Below are 26,282 nucleotides of genomic sequence, written 5' to 3' on the forward strand. Positions count from 1 at the left end.
GACATCGGGACAAAGTCAACATCTTTGTCCCGATGCTTTGCCGCAGTCGGTTTCGCAACCTAGGGTTCAGTACAAGCAGATTCCTTGTCCACCACCGATTCACGGGTGGCTAGCCTTATCTCGGGTCGCTCGCCCCGGCGACACGAGGCAAACCGAAGATAATGCACATGACTTGTCACGAACTGGCAAAACGCCTTCTGACCTTACAGCCCTCGTTGTTACCAACGGACGTGGCCAGGCTGTCGCTATTGATTCTGACGCAAGTCAGCGATGCAGACCAATTGACCGATCCGGCGCAACTGACAACAGCGTGGAAGAACGCCAGCTTTCGATTGGAGGCTGCATCGGATCAACACTCCGCCGTGGCTGACGAATTGGAATCGATCTGCAGCGACGGCCCCACCGAATTTTCACCCGACCAATTGTGGGTCCTGCTGCGGGCAGTGAAAGTCCAAAGCCAACTCTTAGAACTGTACACCGATCAACCCTCCCTAGCGTAACGAGAAGCGGGGAAGGAAAGCGCAAGCCGAAGTTCGAATTCGAGTTCAAGTTCAAGTTCAAGTTCAAGTTCAAGTTCGAGTTCAAGTTCAAGTTCAAGTTCAAGGCGGATACAGGAACCAGAAATCCAGTTCAAAAACTTAAACTCGAACTTGAACTCGAACTCGAACTTCCCCCCTCCTCCCGATCAACCGCGTCCCCTCCGCCCCGATCCGCCCCGATCCTCTCCGGCAGAACCCATCTCGGCTTTGCCCTTCATTTTCCTGTCGCGGATCGCCTCTCTGCATCCGCCGGTGGCAAAGCAGCGGCCGCCCCAGCCGACAATCCGAATGACAACTAAAACTTCCAGTTCAAAAACTTAAACTCGAACTTAAACTCGAACTTGAACTCGAACTCGAACTCGAACTTCCTCCCCTCCTCCCGATCAACCGCATCCCCTCCGCCCCGATCTTCTCCGATCCTATCCGGCAGCCCCCATCTCGACTCTGCCCTTCATTTTCCTGTCGCGGATCGCCTCTCCGCATCCGCCGGTGGCAAAGCAGCGGCGGCCCCTGCCGACAATCCGCATGACGACTTAAACTTGGCGTCATGTTTGAACTTCGTTGCACCGTCCGAAACTGCCTCCACCCGTTGCACCAACGCGACGGCGGACTGTTCTGTGATGCCGGCCACCATTTTGACCGTGCTAAAGAAGGGTACTGGAGTCTGCTGCAGCCACAGGATCGGAAGAGCAAGAATCCAGGCGATACTGACGCGGCCGTGCTGGCTCGCCACCGCTGGCTCGGGCGGGGGCATGCGGCCGGACTGATCGACGCGATTCGACCTTGGATCAATGAATCGCGAGGCTCCGCTGCGGACGCCCCACGCACGATCGATCTGGGGTGTGGCGAAGGATCGTTCGGCCCGGCGTTGTTTGCGGATGAAGCCGCTGGCTACTGCGGCATCGACCTGTCCAAACGAGCGATCAAGATGGCGGCCCGATCGTGGCGTCCGGGGACTTGGGTGCTGGCCAACGCGGATCGCGAATTGCCGGCCGCGGACGCCAGCGTCGACCGGGTCCTTTCGTTGTTCGGACGTCGTCCGGTCCAGGAGATCCATCGTGTGCTGAAACCCGGCGCCGTTTGCATCGTTGCCGTCCCGGGCGAAGCCGACCTGATCGAACTTCGCGAACAGGTTCAACAGGCCGGGCACCGACGCAGCCGCTGGGAAATGGTGGTCGACGAGATGAAGACCGTCGGCATGGAATTTTCGATACACCAGGCATGGCAACAGACCGTGCAACTGGACGCCGACGCGATCGCCGACGCATTGGCGATGACCTATCGCGGAGTGCGTCATTCCCAGGCCGGTCGATTGGAAGGGGTCACCGAGATGCAGGTCACATTGGCGGCTGACCTGATCCGCTTTCACCGGCCCGTTCGCACGCCTCCCCGACCGATACAGTATCGCTCTCGAAAGCTATGATGGTGGCCATCGATTGCGGCCCCCACCGACGTCCATGTCGCACTCGACAACCGACACACACACATCCCCCACGCTGGCTGCTGTTTTCCTATGGTGAAAAACGACATCGTTTGGCACGACCACACCGTCACACGATCCGATCGCGAACAGCGTCTTTCCCAGCGCGGCGTGGTGGTCTGGTTCACCGGGCTTAGCGGGTGCGGAAAGAGCACGATTGCCAACGAACTGGATCGTCAACTGAACCAATTGGGTCGTGCCACGATGCTGTTGGATGGCGACAACATCCGCCATGGCCTGTGCGCACCGCCAGAGCGACTCGCCGAGGAACATTCCCAAGAATTCGCCGCACGGTTCGGGCTGGGGTTCGGCGAGACCGACCGCGAAGAGAACATTCGTCGAATCGGATCGCTGGCGGGGCTGATGGCATCGGCTGGGCTGATCACGCTGACCGCCTTTGTCAGCCCCTACCGCCAGGATCGCGACCGAGTACGCAAGATGATCCAGGCCAACCGGGCAGGAGACTTCATCGAAGTGTTCGTCGACACACCGCTTGCGATTTGCGAATCACGCGACCCCAAGGGGCTGTACAAAAAGGCTCGCGCTGGCCTGATCAAGAACTTCACCGGCATCAGCGACCCATACGAAGCGCCGCTGGCCCCAGAAATCCATCTCGACGGCGGGGACGGCCGCAGTCCGGCCCAACAAGCCACCGAAGTGCTGGAAACGCTGCGAAAACAAGGCGTTTTCAAGTAGCCATCCTGCGGTGCCCCTTCCCCCCGGCAATGGAACTTCCAAAGATCTCTGGAAAAGCGTCTGCATTTGCCGTTGCCAAAAACGGCGGCGTCGGTAAACTACGCCAAATTCATGTGAGTGTAAGAACGACGTAACAGACAAAAAAACGAATGACGATCTCGAAAGAGCGAAAAACCGAGGCTATCAGCGAACACCGCAAATCGGATGCTGATACCGGCTCGCCTGAGGTGCAAATTGCCATCTTGACCGAGCGGATTAATGGGCTGACCGAACACATGCGGACACACCGCAAGGACTACGCCTCGCGGCGTGGTCTTTTGGGGCTGGTCAGCCGTCGTCGGCGTTTGCTCGACTACGTGCGTGGCGAGGATCCTCAGCGATACCTCGACATCATCGGAAAACTGGGCATCCGTAAGTAGCCCCTCCGAGCCGCGATTCAAGCGAAGATGGCATCAGCCAACTCGCCTGTAACGGGCGGCCGGCTCTTTTCCCTCTCGCTTCGCAGAAACGCGGCTTCGGTCCGGCGCGGTGTCGGCTATGCATGCCAGCACGCCTCATCCTCCGATCAAGTCGGTGCTGCGTTCCGCTAGTGCTCTGTGGTCAAAGCGAATTCACGCATCTTGTGAATTCGCGTCCATTTGCCGCGCGGACGTCTCTTTGCGCATGGCCATCACCCTGGGTGGCCATTCACATGCTAAACCCGTGCGCGGTCCCCCGCAAAGAAATGGGCGACCGGGCTGCCAATTGAATGTTGTATTTGTAGGTTGAAGGAAGAAATTAAAGTGACTGAAAAGAAGATCCGAGTTGAAAAACAAATCGGCCGACACACGTTGTCGTTCGAAACTGGCCAACTAGCCAAACAAGCCGCCGGGGCCGTTCTGGTCCAGTACGGCGAAACCGTCGTTCTGGTTGCCACCGCCAGCAGCGACCCACGTCCGGGACTAGATTTTTTCCCGTTGACCTGTGACTACCGCGAACGATTGGCTGCTGCCGGTAAGTTCCCCGGTGGTTTCCTGAAGCGAGAAGGCCGCCCCAGCACCAAAGAAATCCTCAGCTCGCGATTGATGGACCGCCCCATCCGCCCGCTGTGGCCCAATGGATTCAAGGACGAAGTCCAAGTCCAAGCTGCTGTGATCGCTAGCGATCAGCAAAACGATGGCGATGTCCTGGCCATGAACGGTGCCAGCGCCGCGTTGCACGTCAGCGAACTGCCATTCCAAGGCCCGATCGCCTCGGTCCGCGTCGGCAAGGTCGACGGCGAACTGGTCGCGTTCCCGTCGCATGACGACCTGGAACAAAGCGAACTGGACATGATCGTCAGCGGGTCGCGTGACCAAGTGGCCATGATCGAAGGCTTTGCCAACGAAATGCCCGAAGACGAAATGCTGGAAGCGATCCGATTCGCTCACGGCGCCATCCGCGACGTCATCGACCTGATGGAAGAACTGTACCAAAAGGTCAGCCCGACCAAGAAGGAATGGATCGCACCGGAAGACGACGGACTGTTCAAACGCCTGAACGATTCGTACTACGATCGTTTCCGCGACGCCCAACAAACCCAGGGCACCAAAGCCGATCGCGCCAACGCATGCAGCAACCTGCGTGACCAAGCGATCAGCGACGTGATTCCTGATCCAAAAGCCGACGGTGCCGTTTGCATCAAACGCTTCAAATCCGTTTGGCACGACCTCGAAGAAAAGGTCGTCCGCGACCTGATCGTCGCCGGCACTCGCCCAGACGGACGTGACAGCAAGTCGCTGCGTGCGATCTACTGCGAAACTGACCTGTTGCCCCGCGTGCACGGTTCGGCCCTGTTCCAACGTGGCGAAACCCAAGCCTTGGTCACCATCGCCCTGGGCACATCGCGTGACGAACAACGCGTCGACGGCCTGGCCGAAGAGTACAGCAAGAAGTTCATGCTGGACTACAACTTCCCATCCTTCTCGGTTGGCGAATGCCGCCCGATCCGTGGCCCTGGTCGCCGCGAAATCGGTCACGGTTGCCTAGCCGAACGAAGTGTCGCCCCGGTTCTGCCGGCCGCTGATGACTTCCCCTACACGATCCGTGTGATCAGCGACATTCTGGAATCCAACGGTTCCTCGTCGATGGCTTCGGTTTGCGGTGCAACCCTGGGCCTGATGGCATCGGGCGTTCCCATCAGCAACCCAGTGGCTGGTATCTCCATCGGTATGGTTCGCAACAGCGAAACCGATTGGGTCCTGCTGACCGACATCCTGGGCACCGAAGATCACTTCGGCGACATGGACTTCAAGATCGCCGGAACTCAAAACGGCATCACCGGCATCCAACTGGACCTGAAGGTCACCGGGATCAGCGAAGACATCATTCGTGCGACGCTGAAGCAATCACGCGAAGCCCGCATCGAAATCCTTCGCAAGATGCTGACCACGATCTCGCGTCCTCGTCGCGAAATCGCTGCAACGGCACCTCGCCTGCTGCGTACCAAGATCGCATCCGACAAGATCGGTGCTCTGATCGGTCCTGGCGGCAAGAACATCCGTGGCATTCAAGAACGAACCGGCGCAGTCATCGAAGTCGATGATGACGGTACTGTCTTGATCGCCAGTAGCAACAAGGACACGGCCGAAGAAGCTCTGCGAGCCGTCGAAGCCTGCACCGCGACTGTCCAGATCGGCAAGATCTATGACGGCATCGTCAGCAGCATCAAAGAATTCGGTGCCTTCGTCGAAATCATGCCTGGTCGTGACGGACTGTGTCACATCAGCGAAATCAGCAGCGGCTACATCAGCAGCATGGACAAGGTTGTCAACGTTGGCGACGCGATGAAGGTCCTCGTGATCGACGTCGACGAGCACGACCGAGTCAAGCTGAGCCGTCGTCGCGCCCTAGAAGAACTGGGCGTCGAAGACGAACTGGCTGCCCTGGTCGAAGCGAGTGCCGGCGAAGGTGGCGGTGAACGCAGCGAAGGCGGCAGCGACGAAGATCGCCCACGACGACGACGCGGCGGAAGCGGCGGCGGTGGCGGTGGTGGCGGCGGACGTGGTCGCAGCGGTGGCGGTGGCGGCGGTGGTCGCAGCCGTGACGGCAGTGGTGGCGGAAACAACGGTGGCGGTCGCTACCGCGACTAATCCCCTGCCACACCCAGCATGAATCACGAGGCCTGTCGAACCAAAGTTCGGCAGGCCTTTTTTGTGCCGCTCGCCAACCGTCCCAGCGACACCGAAGCTGCCGCCCACACGTTACGCTCCGTTCGTACTACCGGCGGTGTGGACAAGGCGGGCGGCACAAACCGGAACGCTCGCGATCACGGGTCGCTGAAGAGAAAACGGGACAGTGCGGCCTGCAGTCCTTCTGGATCATTCAGAACCTGCTGCTCGGACACCCTCAAACAACTCGGCTGACGAACGCGCAAGAACTGCTCGCGTTGTCCCAGCAGGCGGCGCGTGGCCGAATACGATTCCGTCGATTGCTGGGCGGCGCGATCACGCCTGCCATCCATCCCGCTTGAATCAAGCACGACGAAACGGGGCTGGTCCCAGGCTTCGACAAGCTCTGGCCCCAACAGACAGAAGGCGGGATCAAAACCGCCCACCATCCTCGCCGTGTTCCGCGCCGCGTACGAACGTTCGACGGCCCAAACCTTGAGCCGGCGGACACTGTCGCCGGAACTGAGCTTGCGAACCATCTCCGTACCCTCGAAAACTTCACGACAGATCCGGTGCAACTGTGGCGCGACCACTCGGCGTCCCGAATCATCGCTACCACCGATGGCTCCCATGTTCACGTCGAGCGACTGCAGCAAATCGACCAGCCGCTCCGAAGCCAGTGATGACGGCCCCAGGACAGCCACCGCGGGCAGGGAAAGCTGTTGCCGCACGAGAACCTCGGCACCTGGAAAATCCGTCCGATGATGTTGGCCGCCATTGATGTCACTGGCCCCTTCCTTCTGCATCACCAACCACTGGTGCGGCACGTACAAACCCGCAGGAAGGCTCATGTGCAGTTCGCCCATTCGATGATCCACATGATGCTTGGTATCCCACAGATGAAAATTCAGCAGATGGTGATACAGGCCACGAATCGCATTGATCCCGCGAAGCGCGTAGGCATGCGCACGATTCACATTGAACGGTCGATAGACAAATCGATTGACAGCCACGGGCAATGAACTTCCCGTTTCAATGTGTTGACCGCCCAGATAGATGTACGACCAATCATGTGGAAGATGCAGGAAGAACCGTTCCACTGCGGAGGCAAATCCCGAACAACACAATGCATCGTCTTCCATCACCAGCAACGATCGGACGCCATCGTTGATGGCTTTCTCTAGAACAGCCAGATGACTGCGATAACATCCCCAGGCACCATCGCCCCCATTCCAATCACTGGGACACTGAACCGATTGCCCATCAATCGCTTCGAACCGTTCTGGTTTCCGAAACGGCCAATCGACGGGAAGATCGTTTTGAAAACTACCCCAACGATCAGAACGCCGAGCCAAGTTGATGCATACCACGTGGTCGAAACAATCAAACAACTGCAAACCATTCATACTGGGTTTCAATATCAATTGGTGTGGAACGAAGTCGAAGCCGAACTAATTCTGAAATTGATTCTACAAATTTGTTGCATCGCGATGGGCATAGCGGTACGCTCAACTTGTCAACTCAGAAAATCAACTCTTCTGACAAGCGTGAGACTTCAAGTACTAGTAGCAAGACGCTGCTGATTCGCAGCGTCGAACTTACTGAGCACAACCAACAGTCAAGAGCTTGCCCCGGAAGACCAATTGGGTCGATCGACAGCACACAAGAGGGCACACTTGTCTGTTCCGAATCTCGTCACACCGTTGGATGCTCGCTCGATCGCCGAGGATGACTCGGATCTCGAGCGGACCAAACCGACCATCCAAGACATCTTGGATCCGGGCTACTGGCATCGCTGGGCGGTCGGTTCTTCCGACGATGGTCACTTCCTTCGCGCGGCTGAATTCTTTCGTTACGCCATCGTCCTGGCCCCCAGCGATGCGTTGTTGCGATTCGACCTGGGCATCGCGTTGATCAAGGCCAAACGCCTGGAAATCGCGAAGCGTGCATTCGTCGAAGTGTGCCGATTGCGGCCTTCCTGGGACGAACCTAGAACCATACTGCGTGAACTGCGTAATCAACCGGGTGATCAGCAACATGCCGCCATGGGCCGGCATTATCAGCCGGCGGGAACAACCGCGAAAACACTTGAACCGCATCGGGTGACAGCAGCCGAAGAACCCCAATGGGTCGCAAAAACGGGCTTTGCGTCCTTGTTTTCTCCTGATACCGACTTTCACGATGACATTCTCGCATGCCAGGATTTCGTTGCTGCGGCAGAACGTCTATGGCCGCAGCACCAGACCAACGCGATGCTGCTGCACGTCGCCTCGGCCCATCGGGAATCGCCAGCAATGCTGGTCGCAATTGCCCGGCGGATCGCGGGCGTGTCTTGCCAGAACGAAAAAATTGCCCGTGATTGGATGACCATTCGGGACGGGCGGGAAGCCAAGCGATTGGCGCTGTTTGCGATGCGTCTGCGGCCCGATTTCGAAACCTACTGCACGGCGGCCCAGGTTCTGCAGGCCCTCGGAGGTCACGAACACGCAGTGGTCGTTGCCGAACGCTGTTTGCATGCGCGGCCCAACGATCCCAAGGCGATGTTCATCCTGGGTGAACTGCAAATCGAATCGGGAAACATCGATCGCGGACAACAACAACTGCGAAGGTCCATCGAAGTTTCACCTGCCTGCGGCCGCGCACGCTTTGCCTTGGCAAGCATCACAGGATCCACGATTGCGGCCGACGAAATTTCGGAACTCCAAACGTTGGCCGATGACGCATCGATCCCACCGCCCGAACGAACACTGATGCTGTATACGATCGCACGTCGACAGGAGGAACTTGGTCACTTCGGCCAAGCATTCGCAACCTATCAACGTGCCTCGGACAGAAAGAAGCGTGGGTTGTTGGCGACCAACCCAAACCCGGAGAACTTTTTAGACCGCGTGTATGCGACCATGAGCCAGTACGGCCGAGATTTTTTTCAGTCGCGATGCAATTGCGGCCTGCCCACCGAGCGACCTGTTTTTATCGTTGGATTGCCTCGATCGGGAACAACGCTGACCGAACAAATTCTATCGAGTCATCCAGACGTGTTCGGCGCTGGGGAACTGCACGATCTATCGATCATCGGTCGAAACATCGCTGCAAGCTCTCCGGGATCGATTCGCCGATCGGGCAACAAACTCCCGTTCCCGCCCGGCCTAGAACGACTCTCACCGTCAGACATCCGAGGCATCGCGAAGCGGCATCTTTCGGCACTAAAAATGATGGATCGCAGCTCGCGATATGTCGTGGACAAGATGCCGACGAACTTTCAACTGCTTGGATTGATCTCGATCCTGTTCCCCCACGCCAAAATCATTCACTGCAAACGGAACTTGCTGGACACATGCGTTTCCTGCTTCCGAAACAACTTCTCTTGGCCGTTCTTTGAACTCGATGCGATGGCCGACTACATGGACGGCTATCGGATGTTGATGCGGCATTGGCAAAGCGTGTTGTCGCTAGACGTGTTCGAAATGCGTTACGAGGAAACGGTCGCCGATGCGAAAGGGCAAACCCGCAAACTGCTGCAGTTCCTAGACCTCGCCTGGTCCGACGACTGCCAATCGTATTACGACACGCCACGAAGTGTGCGTACGCCAAGCCGAGCGCAAGTCCGACAACCGATCTATGCCACATCGATCGGGTCGTGGCGAAGATTCCAACAGCATCTCGACGCCTTGGTCGAGCGGTTTCCTGATGAAGCAACCTATTGGCGCGACGACTAGAAAGCCGCCGCACGCACTGAGATTCCTTTGACTTGGATGAGGAGCCCACTCCGATGCGAACTGAATCGACTGCAAAGACCGACCGGTCACACGACACTCCCAAACGTCGTCTATTGGTCGAACAGCTTGAAGATCGCCGCCTGCTTGCCGGAGACATGGAACCACCGCCGGGCGAAGTCCACCAGCCAAACCAGTCGTCCGCTGCGGGATTTTCGTCCACGACGACATCCAATCATACGCCACCGGATGATGGCAACGATGCATCGATCACGGAGTCAGATGCCGCGTCCAACATCCACCTGGACTCTCTGGAATACCGCTTCGAAGGTGGCCGGTCGATCTCTTCCGCATCCGACCAATCGCCGCTGTTTTTGTTCGGACACGCCGAAGGCGAGATGAACGATGGCTTCGGTTATGACTCCTGCAGCTACGGCGGCAGCTTCTGTTCTCCTGTTCCGGACCCATCACCGGATCCTGCCCCCGACCCAACGCCGAACCCGGTTCCCAATCCGAATCCAGACCCAACACCGAATCCGAATCCAGACCCAACACCGAATCCGAATCCAGACCCACGACCGAATCCAACACCCACCCCGAACCCGGATCCAACTCCCAATCCGACACCGGCTCCCCATCCGAATCCGGGACCACCCAAGGGGCAAGTGCAAATCACGAATTCGTCATTCTATGAGGGTACTGAAACGACTTTTCGGGTCATTGGAACGGGTCTGACCGGTGCGGTGTTCGTCAACATCGAACTGGTGGACGGTAGCGCCAAAGAAGGCTTGGACTTTCGCGACAGTGGGCCATTGTTGGTGTCGCTGTATCCGGACGACATGGGCAATGCAGAGACGGTCATTTATGTCACCGCGATCGATGACAACCTGGCCGAACGCAGTGAAACCTTTACGGTGGATGGCAGCATTGCTTCGGGATTCGCCACCGTTATCGCCGATGGCACCGGCACCATCTTGGACGACTTCGACATCAATTACAAAGTCACGCTGACGCCCCACAGCAAGACCGAAGGAAACCAAGGCTACCCTGAAACAACTCACGATCCCGCGATGGTCACGTACACAGCCACGATCGATCCGGCACCCGTCCCCGACGATGTGATCACCGTCGATTACACGCTGTTCAACCCGACATGGTTCATGATCGAGCATCTGAATGAAGTCTTCCCGGCCAGCAGCAACGATTGGCGTCACGCGACGCTGAACCAAGATGGCACGACGCTGGACTACACCCCCATGAACGACCAGCATGTCTATTCGGGGACTTTAACCTTCACCGGCGACTCTCCCACCAGCCAATTGATCTACGCCCCGCTCAATGGTGAATGGCATGCCGAATATGACGAAGTGATCGCCGCAAAGCTGACCGGATCAAGTGCAACAAGACCTTACAACCACTTGATGGGCGAGATCACGGTATCGCATGAAACAGAGACCGAGTTTGCCTTGATCGAAAACGACGACGCGCACTACGAACTGAGCGTTTCGGACGCCAGCACCATCGAAGGCCAGGACGGCTGGAACGACCCGAACATCATGGAATTCGTCGTCTCCGTCGGGCCATCCATCCCATCGGGGCACAAACTGATCGTCGACTACGCGGTCAGCGATATCACCGCCACGCATGCAGTCGACTGGAAACTGGCCCAGCCCAACGGCGACGGTTACGAAATCATCGAAGGCGATACCGGAACAATCGAATTCCTGCCGGGGCAATCGACTCAAAAGGTCTATGTCGCGATCAATGGCGACTCGATGACCGAGGAAGAGGAAAGCATCCAACTGGAACTGGTGTGGACCGATTCAACCGGCATCAGCTCCACCTACATCGACCGCACCGCGATCGGCGTGATCCGTGACGATGATTCGCCGATCGACATCACGGTCGACGACACCTGGGTGATCGAAGGAAACCACTATTTCGACGATCCGAACATCCTGAAGTTCAAGATTGAACTATCGCGTCCGCCGTCTGCCGGACACGAGGTAAAGGTGAAATACGATGTCCGAACGATCACGGAAGCGGAACTAGCGAGCGAAAAACAGATCACCGAGAACCAAATCAAATACATGGCTGGGCCAATATTTGACTGGAAACTAGACGGCAAGCACCAGAACAACGTGTACACCGAGATCGCCACTTTTGCCGCCGGTGAAAGCGTTCAAGAGGTGGATGTCTTGGTCCGCGGCGACTGGTTGGAAGAGCAAAGCGAATACCTGACCCTCGAAATCACGATGGAAGGATCGACTGCACCAGACGGTACCGACGGTCCCCAATTGAACGTTCCCAATCGGATCGCCATCGGTGAAATACGCAACGACGACACACCCATCGAAATCGAAATCGGCGACCAAGAATCGGTCGAAGGGAATGACGGGTGGGACCCCAGCGAGGTCAAACTGTTGAAATTTCCTGTCACGCTCTCTCGCGCCCCCAATTCTGGCGAGGTCATCCATGTCCACTACGACGCCAGCGAACTGGACCAAGACGACATCACCGAAATCGTCGGCGAGACGGACGATTGGACCGAACATATCGCAGTGTCCCCAGCCGACTGGAAACTTGCCAAGTACGACGAAGAGGGTGACCTGCAAATCAGCGACAGCAACACGTCCGGCACGCTGAAGTTCGAAGAGGGGCAAACAACCCAAGACGTCATCGTGGCGATTCACGGAGACCGTGATGTCGAACTGACCGAGTTTATGAAAGTGGAAATATCCGAAGCCTATTCAGAGAAATCCAGCATCGGACAGGAGGTCACCGTCATCGTTACAGATGACCAGGCGATCGGCACGATCACCAACGACGATCTACCGGTGACCTTGGACGTCAGCGACGGGATCGACTTTGAATTCAGCCCCATCTTCTTCGCTCCCGGAAAGGTCTATTTCAAGATCTCGATCGATGGACCTGTCGGGCAACCTGTCACGGTCAACTACGCGACCGCCGACGGCAGCGCCATCAGCGGCGAGGACTACATCACGAAGAAAGGCTCCTACACGTTTGGGCTGGACCCAGACCCTGACCAGGATGGCAAGCCGCTGGAACACACCGTCATCGTCGACCTAGCGGACGACAACATCTATGAACAAACCGAATCCTTTTATCTGAAAGCCACCAGCGATAGCCCGTGGATCAAAAACCACGAAGCGGAGGGGACGGGCGACATCCTGGACGACGAAGAACGCCCGACCGTCAGCATCCACGACACGTACGGCGAAGAGGGCAATACGTTTTTCTTTAAGACCACACTCAGCCATCCGTCCAAGTTTGACACCGATCTGACGGCCTGGACTTCGGACGGCACCGCCAAACATCTGCTGGACTACACGGGGTTCCCCAGCGACGGCGACAACAGCAACGGCATCCTAAACCCGATCTCGATCACCATCCCGTCCTATAGCACGTACACGAACGTCGCCGTCCCCACCATCGACGACAACCGAATCGAAAGCCACGAACAGTTCAACGTCCACATCGCACTGCCCACCGACACGGGATCCGGTGGCGCCCCGCTGCCGGCGGAAAATGCCGTCCAACCCGGCGATATGAATGCGTTGGGGACCATCGTCGACAACGACTACCAACTGTCAATCGGCAACGGATCGGTCATCGAAGGCAATTCCTTTTACGAGGCGCCCAACACCATTTCGTTCCCCGTCACGGTTTCACCGAGTCCGCAAAAATGGAAAGTCATTTTCGTGGATTGGGAAATTCGCGAACTCGGATCGAACTCGGGATTCCCCGCCAACCTACATGCAGAAACCCCGGACGATTTCCGACCGCTTTCGTGTGGCAGCACCAGTGGCCCGATCGGCAGTGACGGGCCACAGCATGGAACGCTGATCATTGGCGGAAACTACGGGAGAGACCAGAGCATCTCGGTCGCGATCAATGGCGACTGGAATCCCGAGAGGAATGAAAAATTCGAAGTGGTGCTCAGCAACGCACGACTCAAAGAGGACCTCGGCTATCCCGTACCCTCCAGCCCCCAAACACCGACCTGCAACACCAATCTGCCGTCGTTCCCCGCTGCTGCCCTGGGGTCAGTGACCATCACCGACGCACAAGGAATCGGCACCATCGTTGACGACGATGCATTTGAATTTGACTTTGACCGACACTACGACTGGTTGGGACCAGACAACCCGAACGTGACCGTCGAATCGGGCGGCACGACCGCCAACTGGAATGATGCAGAGGGCACTGCGATCCTTGGCATTGGCGCCGACCCGTTCGGCAGCCTGCATATCGACGGCCCGTTCGCCCCACGCCAAATCAGCCACTGGGAAATCCAGGTCGACAAGGACTCCACATTTTTGCCCGACTCGTATTCCGTCAAAATCGAAGCGGGTGGCACCGAACTGGAAGAGTTCTATGTCACCGGCGATGATCACTTTGCGTTCGGCAAGGCTCTGAAGTTCAACGGCGACGAAGGCCTGTACAAGAGCGACGTGACCGTGACCGCTCTGGTTAACGCGGGTGTTAGTGAACCGATTGGTTTTGGCAAATCGAAAGAGTTCATCTTTCCGGTGGTGAACCTGGACGATAGTGCGGGCGGAAAAGGATGGCTGGCCAACGAGACCTATCGACTGTTGCCGGTCATCGAGGTTGATGGGACGCGGCCGTCCACGCTGCAGGAATCCGACGGGCTGGGACTGCTGAAACCCGATGGCTCGGTTTGGCACTACTCCAGCGCCGACGCCGGTACTTACACCGCCCCCGAAGGCACTTTCGAAAAACTAAAGTTCGAATACGACGAATTCGTCCTGCAAGGGACCAGCGGTGAAACACTCTATTTTGATGCGCTCGGGCGACTCGATCGCAGGGAAGATCGAAACCACAACACTCGCAGCTATTCCTATGTCGACGGGAACGGCGATGGGGAACCGATGGAAATCGGCACGATCACCAGTGCGACCGGTCTGGAAACGACCTTTGACTACGACGGCGGCACGCTGAACACCGTGACGGACTTTGCTGGCCGCGTGTGGACCTACGATGTCGTCGCCGACAAACTGGAACAAATCACGTGGCCCGACCCCGATGACCATGGCCCGTTGCCTGCTGCCGTCTGGCAGCTTCAATACGACGCAAGCTCGGATCTCCCTAGACTGCTGCGAGACCCAGCGGGCGGCGAATCCAGTTTCCAGTACGACACGATCACCGACTACAACGTGGACTCGGAAAGCGGTGCGATCAACTGGACCTTCGACATCCATCGAATCGCACAGTTCACGCGTGCGGACGATGCCGTTCGTCAAATGGACGCGTTAAAATGGAAAGGTGTGGTCGACATCCCCACGTCCAAGGATGCACCGTTCGAAGGGATCGATCCGGAGACGATCTTCGCATCCGTGGACTTCCTACAGGTGACAACCCAAACGTCGATGGACGATTTCCAGCAACCCACCGACATCACCACCAGCCACGAATTCACCGCCCAGATCACTCGCAACGAAGATGGTCTCCCTGAACAGATCCAGCAAACATCGGACGCCGACACAGACACCGAAACAACCTACACGTACGACGATTTTGGAAGACCGCTATCGATCACAACCTCACGCGGCGTGGAAGAGTACACCTACGATGAAACCACCGGCCAGATCACACAGCACACCGACCGTCTGGGTCGGGTGACGACATACGATCTGGACGAATACGGCAATGTGCTGCATGTTTACAAAGAGATTTCATCGATCGCCAACAATCCCGACAACAACCGATCGGGCTACATCGGATCATCGACGAACCCGGCCGATCGGTTCGACGCCAACGGCGATGGCATCGTCAATGCGAATGATGCGAGTGCCGTGCTGACAGGCATCCAGAGTTCCGCGACCGCCGCCGGATGGCTAGACGTTGACGGTGGCGGCTATGTGTCGGCCTCCGATTCGCTACGAATCATCAACTACCTTGGCCGGTTGAACCAACACGAACCCGAGCATGCGGTTGAAAGCTTCACGTACACGTCGGCAGGCTCGGCACTGGCGGGACAGATAGAAACCATCACCGACCGCGATGGATTGGTGACGCGATACGAATACTATCCGTCCGGCCATCGGGCGGGGCTGGTTTCCAGCCAAACGATCGGGGATGGCACGACGGCGCCTCGCACGACGACTTACGATTACGACAACCGACGCAACTCAACGCAAGTCGTCGATCCTCAATCGCGACGACGAGATACCGCGTATGACAATCTTGACCGCCCGTACGCAACCTCACGCGTGATGGCCGATTCAACTCCGTTGGAATATTCGCTGACGGGTTACGATGTCCTCGGCGCAGTGCTGTACCAACACGACATGTTGGCCAATCGGCGAGTGGACTATCCGCAGCGTGACGCCATGAGCCGTCCAAAGAAGGTCCTTCAACCGGAGATCTACGGCATTCGTCCGGAGCAGACCTATACGTACGATGAATTTGGGTTCTTGGCGAGCGCCACGGATGCCCAACTTCGGCGAACCGAATACGACTATCAAGACGGCCGGCTGACCCAGAGCCGGACGCCCGGTGCGCTTCCCCAGACGACCGTCACGACCCAGTACACGTACACAGCGTCTGGACGTTTGCTCAGCGAGGTTACGACCGGATCCAATGGCGAATTCTCTGAAACACAATACAGCTACTTTGACGACGGACTGCTGGAATCGAGCCGACAATCATCACATGCCAACCAGTCGATCTCGCAGCGGCATGACTACGATGCGATTGGACGAAAGATTTCGACGCAGACCGCCGCAGGCACGACTCGACTGGTCTACGACGACCTGAACCGTCACGTCCAAACAATCCTCCCGTCGCCAAGCATCACTTCGGGGGACGGCAAAACGCCGATCCTTTCCACCCTGTTCGATGCGTCCGGGGCTCCCTCGGGCAATCGAGATGCACGCGGCAACTTTACGGTTTCGGAGCTGAACCTGTTCAACGAAGTCGTCCAAACCAAATCGCCTGATCCCGATGGCAACGGGCCGCGACAGCCGATGGTGACGACCTACCAACGCGATGAATTTGGGCGAGTTCAAACCAAGACGAATCCGGCAATGAGCTTGGGGCAGGGCGTCATCACCACCTTCCAGTACGATGGCAATGACCGCGTCACCTCAGCCTCTCACTTTGACCCCGTCTTCGGCGATCAGGTCACGCAGACGCAGTACTACGATTCGCTGGGACGAGTCCTGTATTCCGCCTCGGGTGACGGAACCAGCCAACAATTCATCTATGCGGTCCCCGGGATCGATTCGCCAACCACGATCAAGCTGCTGGACAGGTCCAAAAGCGAATGGTTGACCACGAACATCCAGTACGACCAATACGGCCGCACCCAAAGCGTGACCGCCCCCGACGGCCAAGTCACTCAGTATCAGTATGACAGCGCCGGAAATCGAACGCTTGTCGACAATGGAGTTCGCCAGAGCTATCTCTACGATGACTTCGGCCGCATGATTCAGGAAACGGATTCCCTCGGCATCACCACAGAGTACAGCTACTACGACAACGGCCAACTGCGCCGTCAACGCAGCGGCGACAATGTGACAACCTACACCTACGATGCTGCCGGTCGCCGCCAGACGCTAGAGGACAGTGCTGGCAATATCACGTCGTGGACCTACGATCCCCTGGGGCGAGTGCAAGCAGACGCGAATCCAACCGGCGCCCTCCGAACCTTTCAGTATGACGCGGCCGGCAACGTCACGCAGGTCACCAACCGCGACGGTCTGGTGACGCAGTACGAATACGACAATCTGGGTCTATTGACCGGCGAATATTGGATGGACCCCGACGCCCCGAGCCAATACGTCAAAGAATTTGAGTTCCTCTACGATCCCGACGGAAGCCTACGATGGGTCAGCGACGCTGACACCGTCAATGCACTTTCGCATGATGGATTCGGACGTCTGCGGTCTGAATCATCCTTCGTGATGGCCTTCGACGATTGGGCAACCGTCCACTTTGATTACAACCCATTTGGCGACCGGACCGTCCGCGAACTGGACGTTCCCGCAACATCGGGAACGGAATTGTCGGACGTCTATGGATACGACAGTTTCGGCAGAACCAATTCGATCGATCGCGACAACGGTCCTGGACGTGGTGGCTTGCAGGCGAGTTTCGGATACGACCAAGCCAGCAGGTTGACGGCGGTCACCACGGGTACCACCACCGGCCCAGTGGTCGATACAGAATATCAATTCGATGCAGCTGGACGCCTGCATTCGATCCAGCATGACTTGTTGCAGAATGCTGGCGGCACGTCTCCCGCCGAACTAAACTATACACTGACCTACGGCGACAAAACGACGTTGCTAAGACAGATATACTCAAACCTCGATGGCGTGCAATCGTTCACCTACGATGCCGCCGGACAACTCGACCAGGTTCAGTCGACCCTCATTGACCAGCCGAACGATTACGACTTTGACGCCGCCGGGAATCGAATCCGAGTTGCCGATGGTAACTCGGTTCAAGACCTGGACGTCGCTGCCAACAACCAACTGGTCAGTGATGGCAAATATCAGTATCGGTACAACCAAGAAGGGGCAAGGATCCAACGCGGAACGGCGTCCGTTGGCGATGCAGGGTTTGATCGAGTCGTGATCACGGAACTGATGGCCAACCCGACCGACCCGGACGCGCAGTACATCGAACTTGCCAACGTGGGCAGTTCGCCAGTGAACTTGTCCGAGTGGACGATCCAAGACGGATTGGAATTACGGATCCCCGCCGGTGTCACACTCGATCCGGGAGCAATAGCGGTGTTCGCCAACAACCCAACGGCCTTCGAATCCGCCTATGGAACAGCCATCTCTCTCGCAGGAACCTTCAACGGTTCCCTGGATCCGAGCGGCGAAACCCTGACACTGCAGCGTGCCGATGGCTCAGTCGCAGATGTCGTGACCTATGGCGGCAACGGATGGCCGACCGCTGGAGTCGGCGAAGCGATCCAAGTGATCGAGCCAACATCGCCAAACAATGTCGGCGACAACTGGGAAACCGTCCCCCACGGAACTCCCGGCAGCCACAACAGCATTGCACCGTCCACGAGCCCCGGCGGCGAAACCGGAGGATACGGGGGTGGTGGATACGGAAGCGGTGGATATGGAAGTGGTGGGTACGACTACGGGAGCTACGGAAGCGGAGCAGACAGCTACGGCGGGTACGAAAGCAGCGGGTCCGGCTACGACGACAGCTATGAAACTTACCAGTGGGATCACCGCGGGCGACTGACCGACATCCGCGTCTTTGAAGACGGCAACCCATACCGTCACGTGCAATACACCTACGACGCCTTTGACCGACGCGTTGCCAAACAGATCGAGGAATACAGTTCTAGCTACGACTACAGCGGCTATGACGGCAGCAGCGACGGGAATCCCGACGATGGCGACCAGCGATATGTGCATGATGGCGATCACCTGATCGCGGTCATGGACCGCGATGGCAATGTGATCGAACAGATTCTGCACGGCCCCATGGTGGACCAAGTGCTAGCCGAAGAACACTTCGACGCTGTCACAGGCCAGCGACAGGACGTCAGTTTTGCGGCCACCGACCATCTCGGTTCCGTCCGCGACGTTCTCCGTTGGGATGAAGCGGCCGACACGGTCGTGGCTCAGACCCACATCTACTACGACGTCTTCGGCGTGGAGACCGAACAGACCAACTCCGAGGTCCAGACTCGATTCGGCTACACCGGGCGTCAACGCGACCTCGAAAGCGACCTCTACTACTACCGCGCCCGCTACTACGATCCCGCCAACGGCCAATTCATCAGCCAAGACCCCATCGGCTTCAACGCCGGCGACTCCAACCTCTACCGCTACGTAGGCAATAGCCCAACAAACGCCACGGATCCAACGGGACTCGTGCTCGTAGCATTTGAGGGGACCGGAAACAGTGACCTAAATACAGACTTTGATATTCCTGCACGAACTAACGTAAACATATTTAGACGCAACTACGATGGTCGAGTCCTATACTATGAGGGAGTTGGCGTACGAAGTACAGATCTTTTCGGCGCCGCGTTTGGGGAAGGCGCCAAGAAAATCATCTACTCTGCCGTGAACGATGTAAAACGTCATTTCGACAACAACCCGAATGCCGAGCGAGTAATTGACGTCATCGGTTTCTCTCGTGGCGCCGCTGAAGCTGTTGACTTCACGAACGAAATCATTGACTACGCAAACGCTAATGAAATCCTAATTCGCTTCGTCGGACTGTTCGACACGGTTTTTGCGATGGGATTGTCGAATGACATTGAGCCTGGATTCACGACCACGGTGCCTGCAGGAATCATGACATTCCACGCAATGGCACTCGACGAGCACCGAAAGACCTTTCGGGTTAAACGTCAAAGTACCGCAGCAAACCAAGAACTTGTAACTGAGGTTTGGTTCGCTGGCGCTCATTCGAATGTTGGGGGTGGATACCTTGATCGAGGACTCTCTGATATTGCTCTAGGATGGATGATTGATCGAGCGAGAGAGTCTGGCGTTCCCGTGGCACAAGTGCCGCTGTCACCCGACGCAACTAATGGTGTTTTACGAGATTCGTACGATGAATACGTTGCCAACCGTTTCTTGAAAGTGGTCGATTCTGGATTTGCTCATCGCACGGTACGATCGACCGATATGCTCCATAACAGCGTTTGGTCACGCGGATCATATGACATGCGTTATCGAGCTAGACTCGAAAACTACTATCGCTGGAGTACGCCTCAGTTCACGGACTCAGGGCGAGAATCAATTCCGAGACCAATTCCTCCAATGAAGTAGGCAATCCAAAGATTGCGACATCTCCGAATGAACACAAAATCCATCTGGACGCTAGCTGCAGGCATCTTTTTCCAAATCTCCTTCACTGGATGTTCTGGCAAGACGAGCCAATTCTCATTTATCAACAGTTCGGGACACAAAGTTTTCGTTGAAACTCTCGCGCCAATAAATCCAAAAATCGCTTGCGGGCTACTGGGAGAATATGAATCCTCCGCGACCGTGCCCCCAGAATACGTCCCTGAACAGCTCACCCTGACATGGTTCAAGGTAGATAGCGAAGGCATTGCTCGGGAAACTCCAATCATCGAACAGATCTCCATTGGAAATTTTGACTCTAGCACTGATCGAACTTGCTTGGAAATCGCATACAGAGGAGAAAACAAATGGGAAGCTCGTTTCAAGGGGCATCTTGCGTCAGCTGGATCAGAATAGTTCTCCGCGAATCAATTTAGACGACGCCTTCTAGACGCTATTTGCGAAAACGCAGTCAATGTGCCCATCCCAAATTCCGATTGGCAGATTAGGCACTTCACAACTACCGGACGCCATGTGAAGATTTACCGCATCACGGGAATTGACTCAGACAACTCCTGGGCAACTCGAAATCGTCTGTGGCTTGTTCTGCAAGCGATTGAGATTCATCTCGGCGAAACCGCATCTTTGCCAGCCCTGTGATATCACCCGCCCCGCCAGTACCGACAATTTTTCGTACAAGAGCATCGCCCTGAGATTGCGAGAGTGCAGAACGACTTGATTCATAGCGTTGCGAGCAGGACAAGAAATCGCCAAGCGTCCCAGCGCCAGTAGTTGATTGACGAAGCAACGGAGGAGCGTGTCCGCAGCCGTCATTGGCGCGGCCCTGGTCGCCCGCAAACGGAACTGCCGACAAGATGAGTCGCACCGTGTTGGAGACACTAATTTCGTCGGGAAATGGCTACTCAAGGACACGCCACATTGGCTCCGTTTGTAGTACCGGCTTCAGCCGGAATCGAGCCGGGGCATTGGACATGAACAGAGCCAGGAAAGGAGAGGAAAGGCCGGCTGAAGCCGGTACTACGAACGGAACGTATGAACGAACGAGAAGAGTCTCGACGCGCCGGTAAAATCGCCGGGGTTTGGTCAGTCAGGGCACGCCACATTGGCTCTGTTTGTAGTACCGGCTTCAGCCGGAATCGGACCGGGGCATTGGACATGAACAGAGCCAGGAAAGGAAAGAAAATCCGGCTGAAGCCGGTACTACGAACGGAACGTACGAACGAACGAGAAGAGTCTCGACGCGCCGGTGAAATCGCCGGGGTTTGGTTCGTCAGGACACGCTGCATTGGCTCCGTTTGTAGTACCGGCTTCAGCCGGAATCGGACCAGAGAATCGGAGATAAAAGTCAGCACGGCACACAGCTGTTTCCGACCCAAATTTGACGCAGTAGCCGTGTTCCTTTCCCCATCCACAGACATGACGGGATCACAATGAGATTGCTTGCCATTCCCCTGATACTTCTTGCGGCCTTCCTTGCTGAGACACTGCTTGCCGACGAACCTGATGGAGTCGTCTACAGTTTGATCGAGAGTGACTGGCCTACTGAACACGGAGTCGCATTCTACGCGCGTCAGTTCATAGAATTGGACGATGGCGATACGATTCCGTTGTGTCATGGCATCACGCATGTAGTAACGAATCCGCAGTCAACGCACTCCCCTAAGACGCTTCCCAGCGATGGCTCACAACAACCGAAAGCTCAATTTGACTATCTTGAACTGAAAAACGATTCCAACACACGAGTAATCCCAGCAAGCCTGACCCCCATGACATGGGACCTCGCCCCGCAACCGGGACAGCCAACCGCTTCGGCTATCGAGCTAGACCAATCACGAAAACTGACACTCCGCCCCCTCGCTTTCGTGCATTTACCGGAAAACGTGATCACCAAGAGCTCCGTCTATGTTGGCAACAGTCCAGTCATGATAGATCGCCAAGAAAATGTCTATCTCATGAAGGCTGCAGGGCTACTAAAATTGGAGAACCCAAGCATCCGAAAGGCTGTCGACTTTGCTCGCACGCGTGAAGAGAAACGATTTCAGGTGAGATCCAGCCCCGGTGTCGACTTTATCATATTGATGGTAGACAAAGCGGCTTGGGCAGTCTCGAACGACAGTGTCCTACCGCTCCCAAGCTCCACCGAATTCAACATCTTCTACCCCTTCGGAAGCAGTTCAGAATCATCGGTTTTGCTAACCGGTTCGGTAGATGAGATTTTCGAACTGCGAAAGACAAGCGACTTTTCTTTGTCGCGAAGTGGCTGGCAAAAAGATCCATTGATGATCACGACCGCCTACGCAAACGGACAACAAATATTTGTACGTGAACTGACTCTCGAGATTATAGAGTCGACCGATGAAAGCATTCAAAGCATCGCCAGCAGGGGCACTCTGACGGTACTCACTGGCGATCAGGTGCAACAGATCCCGATTGACGCATCCAAGTTCTTCCCGGACCGCAATCGCGACAACAAGAAATCGCCGGGTGCCCCAGCGACAGTAGCTGATTGACGCAGCAATGGAGGGGCGTGTCATTGGCGCTTACCCCTGTCAACTGCAAACGGAACTGCCGACAAGATGAGTTGCACCGTGTTGGAGACACTAATTCTGTCGGGGAATGGTTACTCAAGGGCACGCCACATTGGCTCTGTTTGTAGTACCGGCTTCAGCCGGAATCGGACCGGGGCATTGGACATGAACAGAGCCAGGAAAGGAAAGGAAAGGAAAAGAACGGAAAGGAAAAGAACGAAAAGCCGGCTGAAGCCGGTACTACGAACGGTACGTACGAACGAGTAGAGTCTCGACGCGACAGTAAAATCGCCGGGGTTTGGTTTGTCAGGACACGCCGCATTGGCTCCGTTTGTAGTACCGGCTTCAGCCGGAATCGGGCCGGGGTATCGGATAGGAACAGAGCAAGCAAAGAAGATCCTCCTGAATGAGTCGACGCCTGGGATCGCAATTGAGCGAATCCATCTCGTCTCTGAAGGCACCGTTACGTCATCAAGTGGGAAGCTTGATCCTGACGAAAACGGCATCATTCAAGTTGGATCACTGATACAAGGAGACATCCAGTGTCTGCTAGTGATCGACCTCTCCATGGACAATGAAGCGATCGGCTCGGAGATTTACCAGCTAAGCTGCGAACGATGGGCTCCGTTGGACGAGCAGGGCGAACGCATTTCGAAATGGCGGGGAATCGAGTTGCGGCTGGTGGCGTGGTGCAGCCAACGACGCGACGGATCAGCCCAGCTTCGGGACTTGTCAGCGTCCGCTGGGGCTCAGCTGTCTATTGGCGACGCGAAAAGACTGCTGGATGCCTTCCGGCAACGGAGCTTTCGATGGTGGGCAATACCTGGATTTCGATTCCCACCTTGGATTGGCTTGGGGCCATGCATTGCCGGTCGTCACAAGCTTGAGTGGAAACGGTGAATGTCAGCACGGCCGAGCCTACTTCGGCATCATCAGGCAGTTGCAAGTCCGCAAAGAATGTGACCTGCCCCTGATACGTTTGCAGTTCCTGACCGATCGCTTTGTCCATCTTCCCTTGGCCCGCCGGAGACACCACATCCTGAACAACCGGAACGTTGGCCGCTGCGAAGGCGATCGCCGTCGGCTTCACAAAATCGATGCCGTCACTGGGCCCATAAAGATGGAACCCTTCGTCGATGTTTAGTTCAACCGCCAGCTGAAACGAGTCGCCCGGTTTCAACTTGACCTGCGACAGATAGGCTTTGCCTGCGACCGCGGTTGCCTCGAATGCGGCGTCGGCATCGTTGATGGAAACCGCCGCATCGGACTGTTTTTTCTGCAGCGATGTTGCCGCCGCAATCAGCAAATGGTCCGCCTGACCGGCCGATTGCCACAGGAACCCGGATAGGCCGTCCAGAGTTCGGTTGGCCGCAGTCGTGTACCGCACGTCGTCCGTCAGATCCCCCAAGTCGAATAAGACTTGCGCCATCACACCGTTGCCCGTGGGCAGATTGCCGCCACCACCAAGATCTTTGGACCGGATCACAAACTCAGTTTGCTGGCCCGGCGACGGGGTGGCAGTGAAGAAAAATCCGCCGTTCTGCGGATCGGTGAAATCACGCATCACGGTATCGGCCATCGCCCGGGCAGCGGTCAGATACTTGACATCATCGGTGGCATGATACAGTTCCAACAAACCAGCGGCGACAAAGGCATAGTCATTCAAGTAGCCATCGATCTTTGCTGTCTCGCTTCGGTAAGTGCGTTGCAGCCGTCCATCTTTCACCATCTTGTCGAGGATAAAGTCGGCGGCACGCCCGGCTGCTTCGACATACTTCGGCTCGTCGAGCTGGCGACCGGCGTAGGCAAGCCCTTCGATCATCAGCCCATTCCAGGCTGCGATCACCTTGTCATCCAAGTGTGGATATTCACGCTTCTGACGCTCGCTTAACAGTTTCGCTCGCAGCGTCGACATCCGCTTGTCCAGGTCGCCGGAATCAAGCGAGTGCTGATCGGCAAAATCTTGGATCGTCGCCTGCAGATGCAGGACGTTGTTCTCGGACGCCTGCCCCGTCGCCTCCTCTTTGAAGTTGCCATCCGGATTCACTCCATAGACGTTTGCCAGCAGTTCGCCGTCAACTTTTCCGAGCACATCGATGACCTCGTTGTAGGTCCAAACGTAGAACTTCCCTTCCTCTGCGTCGCTTTCGGAATCGACAGCCGAGTAGAAACCGCCATCGGGCGATGTCATTTCGCGGACCAGCCAGTCGTAGATTCCAGCGACGGTTTCGCGGTGGCGTGGATTCTCAGTTAGCAGATAGCCGTCGGTGTAGGACCGCATCAATTGACCGTTGTCGTACAGCATCTTTTCAAAGTGCGGCAGCAGCCATCGATCGTCGGTGGAATACCGGTGGAAGCCACCACCCAGCTGGTCGCAGACACCGCCGCGCCCCATTTCGTCCAGCGTGGTTTCGATCACGTGAAGGATGTCGGGACTGGATTCGCGACGATATCGGTCGAACAACAACGCGAGGTTCGCATGGGGTGGAAACTTGGGCGCGCCGCCAAATCCGCCGTGAGCTGGATCGAATCGTTGCAGCGAGATGTCGATGGCCGCAGTGATCAATTCCATCGTGACCGGTTTGCTTTCCGCATTGCCCGAGCCGAGCTTTTCGATCGCGGACGTCAACTGTTCCGCTTGCTTGGCAACGTCACCGCGGCGATTCTTCCAGACATCGGAAAGCTGCAGCAAGACTTGTTTGAACTGCGGACGCGGAAAGTACGTCCCCGCCATCCATGGCTTCCCATCCGGCGTCAACCAAACCGAGTTCGGCCAGCCGCCGCTGCCGGTGACCAGTTGCGTCGCCATCATGTACTGCTGGTCCACTTCCGGCCGCTCTTCTCGATCAACTTTTATCGGCACAAAATGTTCGTTGATCATGTCGGCGACATCCTGATGCTCAAATGATTCGCGTTCCATCACGTGACACCAATAACACGTCGAATAGCCGACCGACAAAAAGATAGACTTATTTTCTGCCTTTGCCTTCGCGAACGCTTCCGGCCCCCACGGCATCCAGTTCACCGGGTTGTGAGCATGCTGGAGCAGATAGGGGCTGGTTTCCTTGATCAGTGCGTTGGTGTGCTTGTGCATCTGCTGACCTGATTCTTTCGTTTGGGTTTCCGTAGAAGGCTGTTGCGATGACCCGAACGTTGGACAGAGTGTCATGCTGAGACAAAGAAGGATCCGCGAGGCAAAGTTTCTCATTCTCGGAAGCTCGGTTGGTGGCATTGGGGTGGGGGTGGAAACTTCGCAGATCGACACGTTCGCCCGGCTATCTCGTTCAACGACAAGCCGATAGTGGATAGTTTAACGGCCAGCCTTCCCCTGCGCGGCCCAAGATTCGCCCAGCGATGTTT

Annotated in this window: 11 protein-coding genes; 9 read left to right on the top strand and 2 right to left on the bottom strand. The window is 56.6% G+C overall.

All coding sequences use genetic code 11. The annotated features are described in order from the left end of the window. Nucleotides 1–167 precede the first annotated feature (167 nt). From K227x_RS26220 to pnp, 5 genes are all read left to right on the top strand, one after another. The gene (locus tag K227x_RS26220) at nt 168–500 is read left to right on the top strand and encodes a hypothetical protein (RefSeq protein WP_145174976.1); all 333 of its coding nucleotides are present in this window, start codon (nt 168–170) and stop codon (nt 498–500) included. A gap of 586 nt (nt 501–1,086) precedes the next feature. Next, nucleotides 1,087–1,962: a methyltransferase domain-containing protein gene (locus tag K227x_RS26225; protein ID WP_145174979.1), complete on the top strand. Its 876-nt coding sequence runs from the start codon at nt 1,087–1,089 to the stop codon at nt 1,960–1,962. A gap of 90 nt (nt 1,963–2,052) precedes the next feature. Next, a complete protein-coding gene (cysC, locus tag K227x_RS26230; protein WP_145174982.1) occupies nt 2,053–2,715 on the top strand; it encodes an adenylyl-sulfate kinase in 663 nt (220 codons plus the stop codon). Nucleotides 2,716–2,864: 149 nt separating this feature from the next. After that, entirely contained in the window at nt 2,865–3,134 is a 270-nt protein-coding gene (gene rpsO / locus K227x_RS26235) for a 30S ribosomal protein S15 (protein WP_145174985.1), read from the top strand. A 363-nt stretch (nt 3,135–3,497) separates the two neighbouring features. After that, the gene (gene pnp, locus K227x_RS26240) at nt 3,498–5,825 is read left to right on the top strand and encodes a polyribonucleotide nucleotidyltransferase (RefSeq protein ID WP_145174987.1); all 2,328 of its coding nucleotides are present in this window, start codon (nt 3,498–3,500) and stop codon (nt 5,823–5,825) included. 176 nt (nt 5,826–6,001) lie between these two features. On the opposite strand, the gene K227x_RS26245 is transcribed toward pnp, so the two are convergent. Further along, complete coding sequence (locus K227x_RS26245) at nt 6,002–7,249, bottom strand: glycosyltransferase family 25 protein (RefSeq protein ID WP_145174990.1); 1,248 nt, start codon at nt 7,247–7,249, stop codon at nt 6,002–6,004. A gap of 270 nt (nt 7,250–7,519) precedes the next feature. Here K227x_RS26245 and K227x_RS26250 point away from each other — a divergent pair, with 270 nt between their 5' ends. From K227x_RS26250 to K227x_RS26270, 4 genes are all read left to right on the top strand, one after another. Beyond that, nucleotides 7,520–9,559 (top strand): sulfotransferase family protein, encoded by a 2,040-nt coding sequence (locus K227x_RS26250; protein ID WP_145174992.1) that lies wholly within the window; start codon nt 7,520–7,522, stop codon nt 9,557–9,559. 53 nt (nt 9,560–9,612) lie between these two features. Next, nucleotides 9,613–20,358 carry a Calx-beta domain-containing protein gene (locus K227x_RS26260; RefSeq protein ID WP_218933548.1) on the top strand — a complete coding sequence of 3,582 codons (10,746 nt, stop codon included), beginning with the start codon at nt 9,613–9,615 and terminating at the stop codon, nt 20,356–20,358. A 27-nt stretch (nt 20,359–20,385) separates the two neighbouring features. Next, nucleotides 20,386–20,790, top strand: coding sequence for a hypothetical protein (locus tag K227x_RS26265; protein ID WP_145175001.1), 405 nt, complete (start codon nt 20,386–20,388; stop codon nt 20,788–20,790). A 1,034-nt stretch (nt 20,791–21,824) separates the two neighbouring features. Continuing rightward, nucleotides 21,825–22,904 carry a hypothetical protein gene (locus tag K227x_RS26270; protein ID WP_145175004.1) on the top strand — a complete coding sequence of 360 codons (1,080 nt, stop codon included), beginning with the start codon at nt 21,825–21,827 and terminating at the stop codon, nt 22,902–22,904. A 775-nt stretch (nt 22,905–23,679) separates the two neighbouring features. On the opposite strand, the gene K227x_RS26275 is transcribed toward K227x_RS26270, so the two are convergent. Further along, complete coding sequence (locus K227x_RS26275; protein WP_218933549.1) at nt 23,680–26,016, bottom strand: DUF255 domain-containing protein; 2,337 nt, start codon at nt 26,014–26,016, stop codon at nt 23,680–23,682. Between the last annotated feature and the right edge of the window lie 266 nt (nt 26,017–26,282).

It is taken from the genome of Rubripirellula lacrimiformis, from assembly GCF_007741535.1.
Classification (GTDB): Bacteria; Planctomycetota; Planctomycetia; order Pirellulales; family Pirellulaceae; genus Rubripirellula; species Rubripirellula lacrimiformis.

What these genes read in the sequence shown, in the direction of transcription:
- K227x_RS26270 (WP_145175004.1), top strand. Translation starts at nt 21,825, where the DNA reads ATGAGATTGCTTGCCATTCCCCTGATACTTCTTGCGGCCTTCCTTGCT.
- K227x_RS26275 (WP_218933549.1), bottom strand. Translation starts at nt 26,016, where the DNA reads ATGCACAAGCACACCAACGCACTGATCAAGGAAACCAGCCCCTATCTG.
- cysC (WP_145174982.1), top strand. Translation starts at nt 2,053, where the DNA reads ATGGTGAAAAACGACATCGTTTGGCACGACCACACCGTCACACGATCC.
- rpsO (WP_145174985.1), top strand. Translation starts at nt 2,865, where the DNA reads ATGACGATCTCGAAAGAGCGAAAAACCGAGGCTATCAGCGAACACCGC.
- K227x_RS26245 (WP_145174990.1), bottom strand. Translation starts at nt 7,249, where the DNA reads ATGAATGGTTTGCAGTTGTTTGATTGTTTCGACCACGTGGTATGCATC.
- K227x_RS26220 (WP_145174976.1), top strand. Translation starts at nt 168, where the DNA reads ATGACTTGTCACGAACTGGCAAAACGCCTTCTGACCTTACAGCCCTCG.
- K227x_RS26260 (WP_218933548.1), top strand. Translation starts at nt 9,613, where the DNA reads ATGCGAACTGAATCGACTGCAAAGACCGACCGGTCACACGACACTCCC.
- K227x_RS26225 (WP_145174979.1), top strand. Translation starts at nt 1,087, where the DNA reads ATGTTTGAACTTCGTTGCACCGTCCGAAACTGCCTCCACCCGTTGCAC.
- K227x_RS26265 (WP_145175001.1), top strand. Translation starts at nt 20,386, where the DNA reads ATGAACACAAAATCCATCTGGACGCTAGCTGCAGGCATCTTTTTCCAA.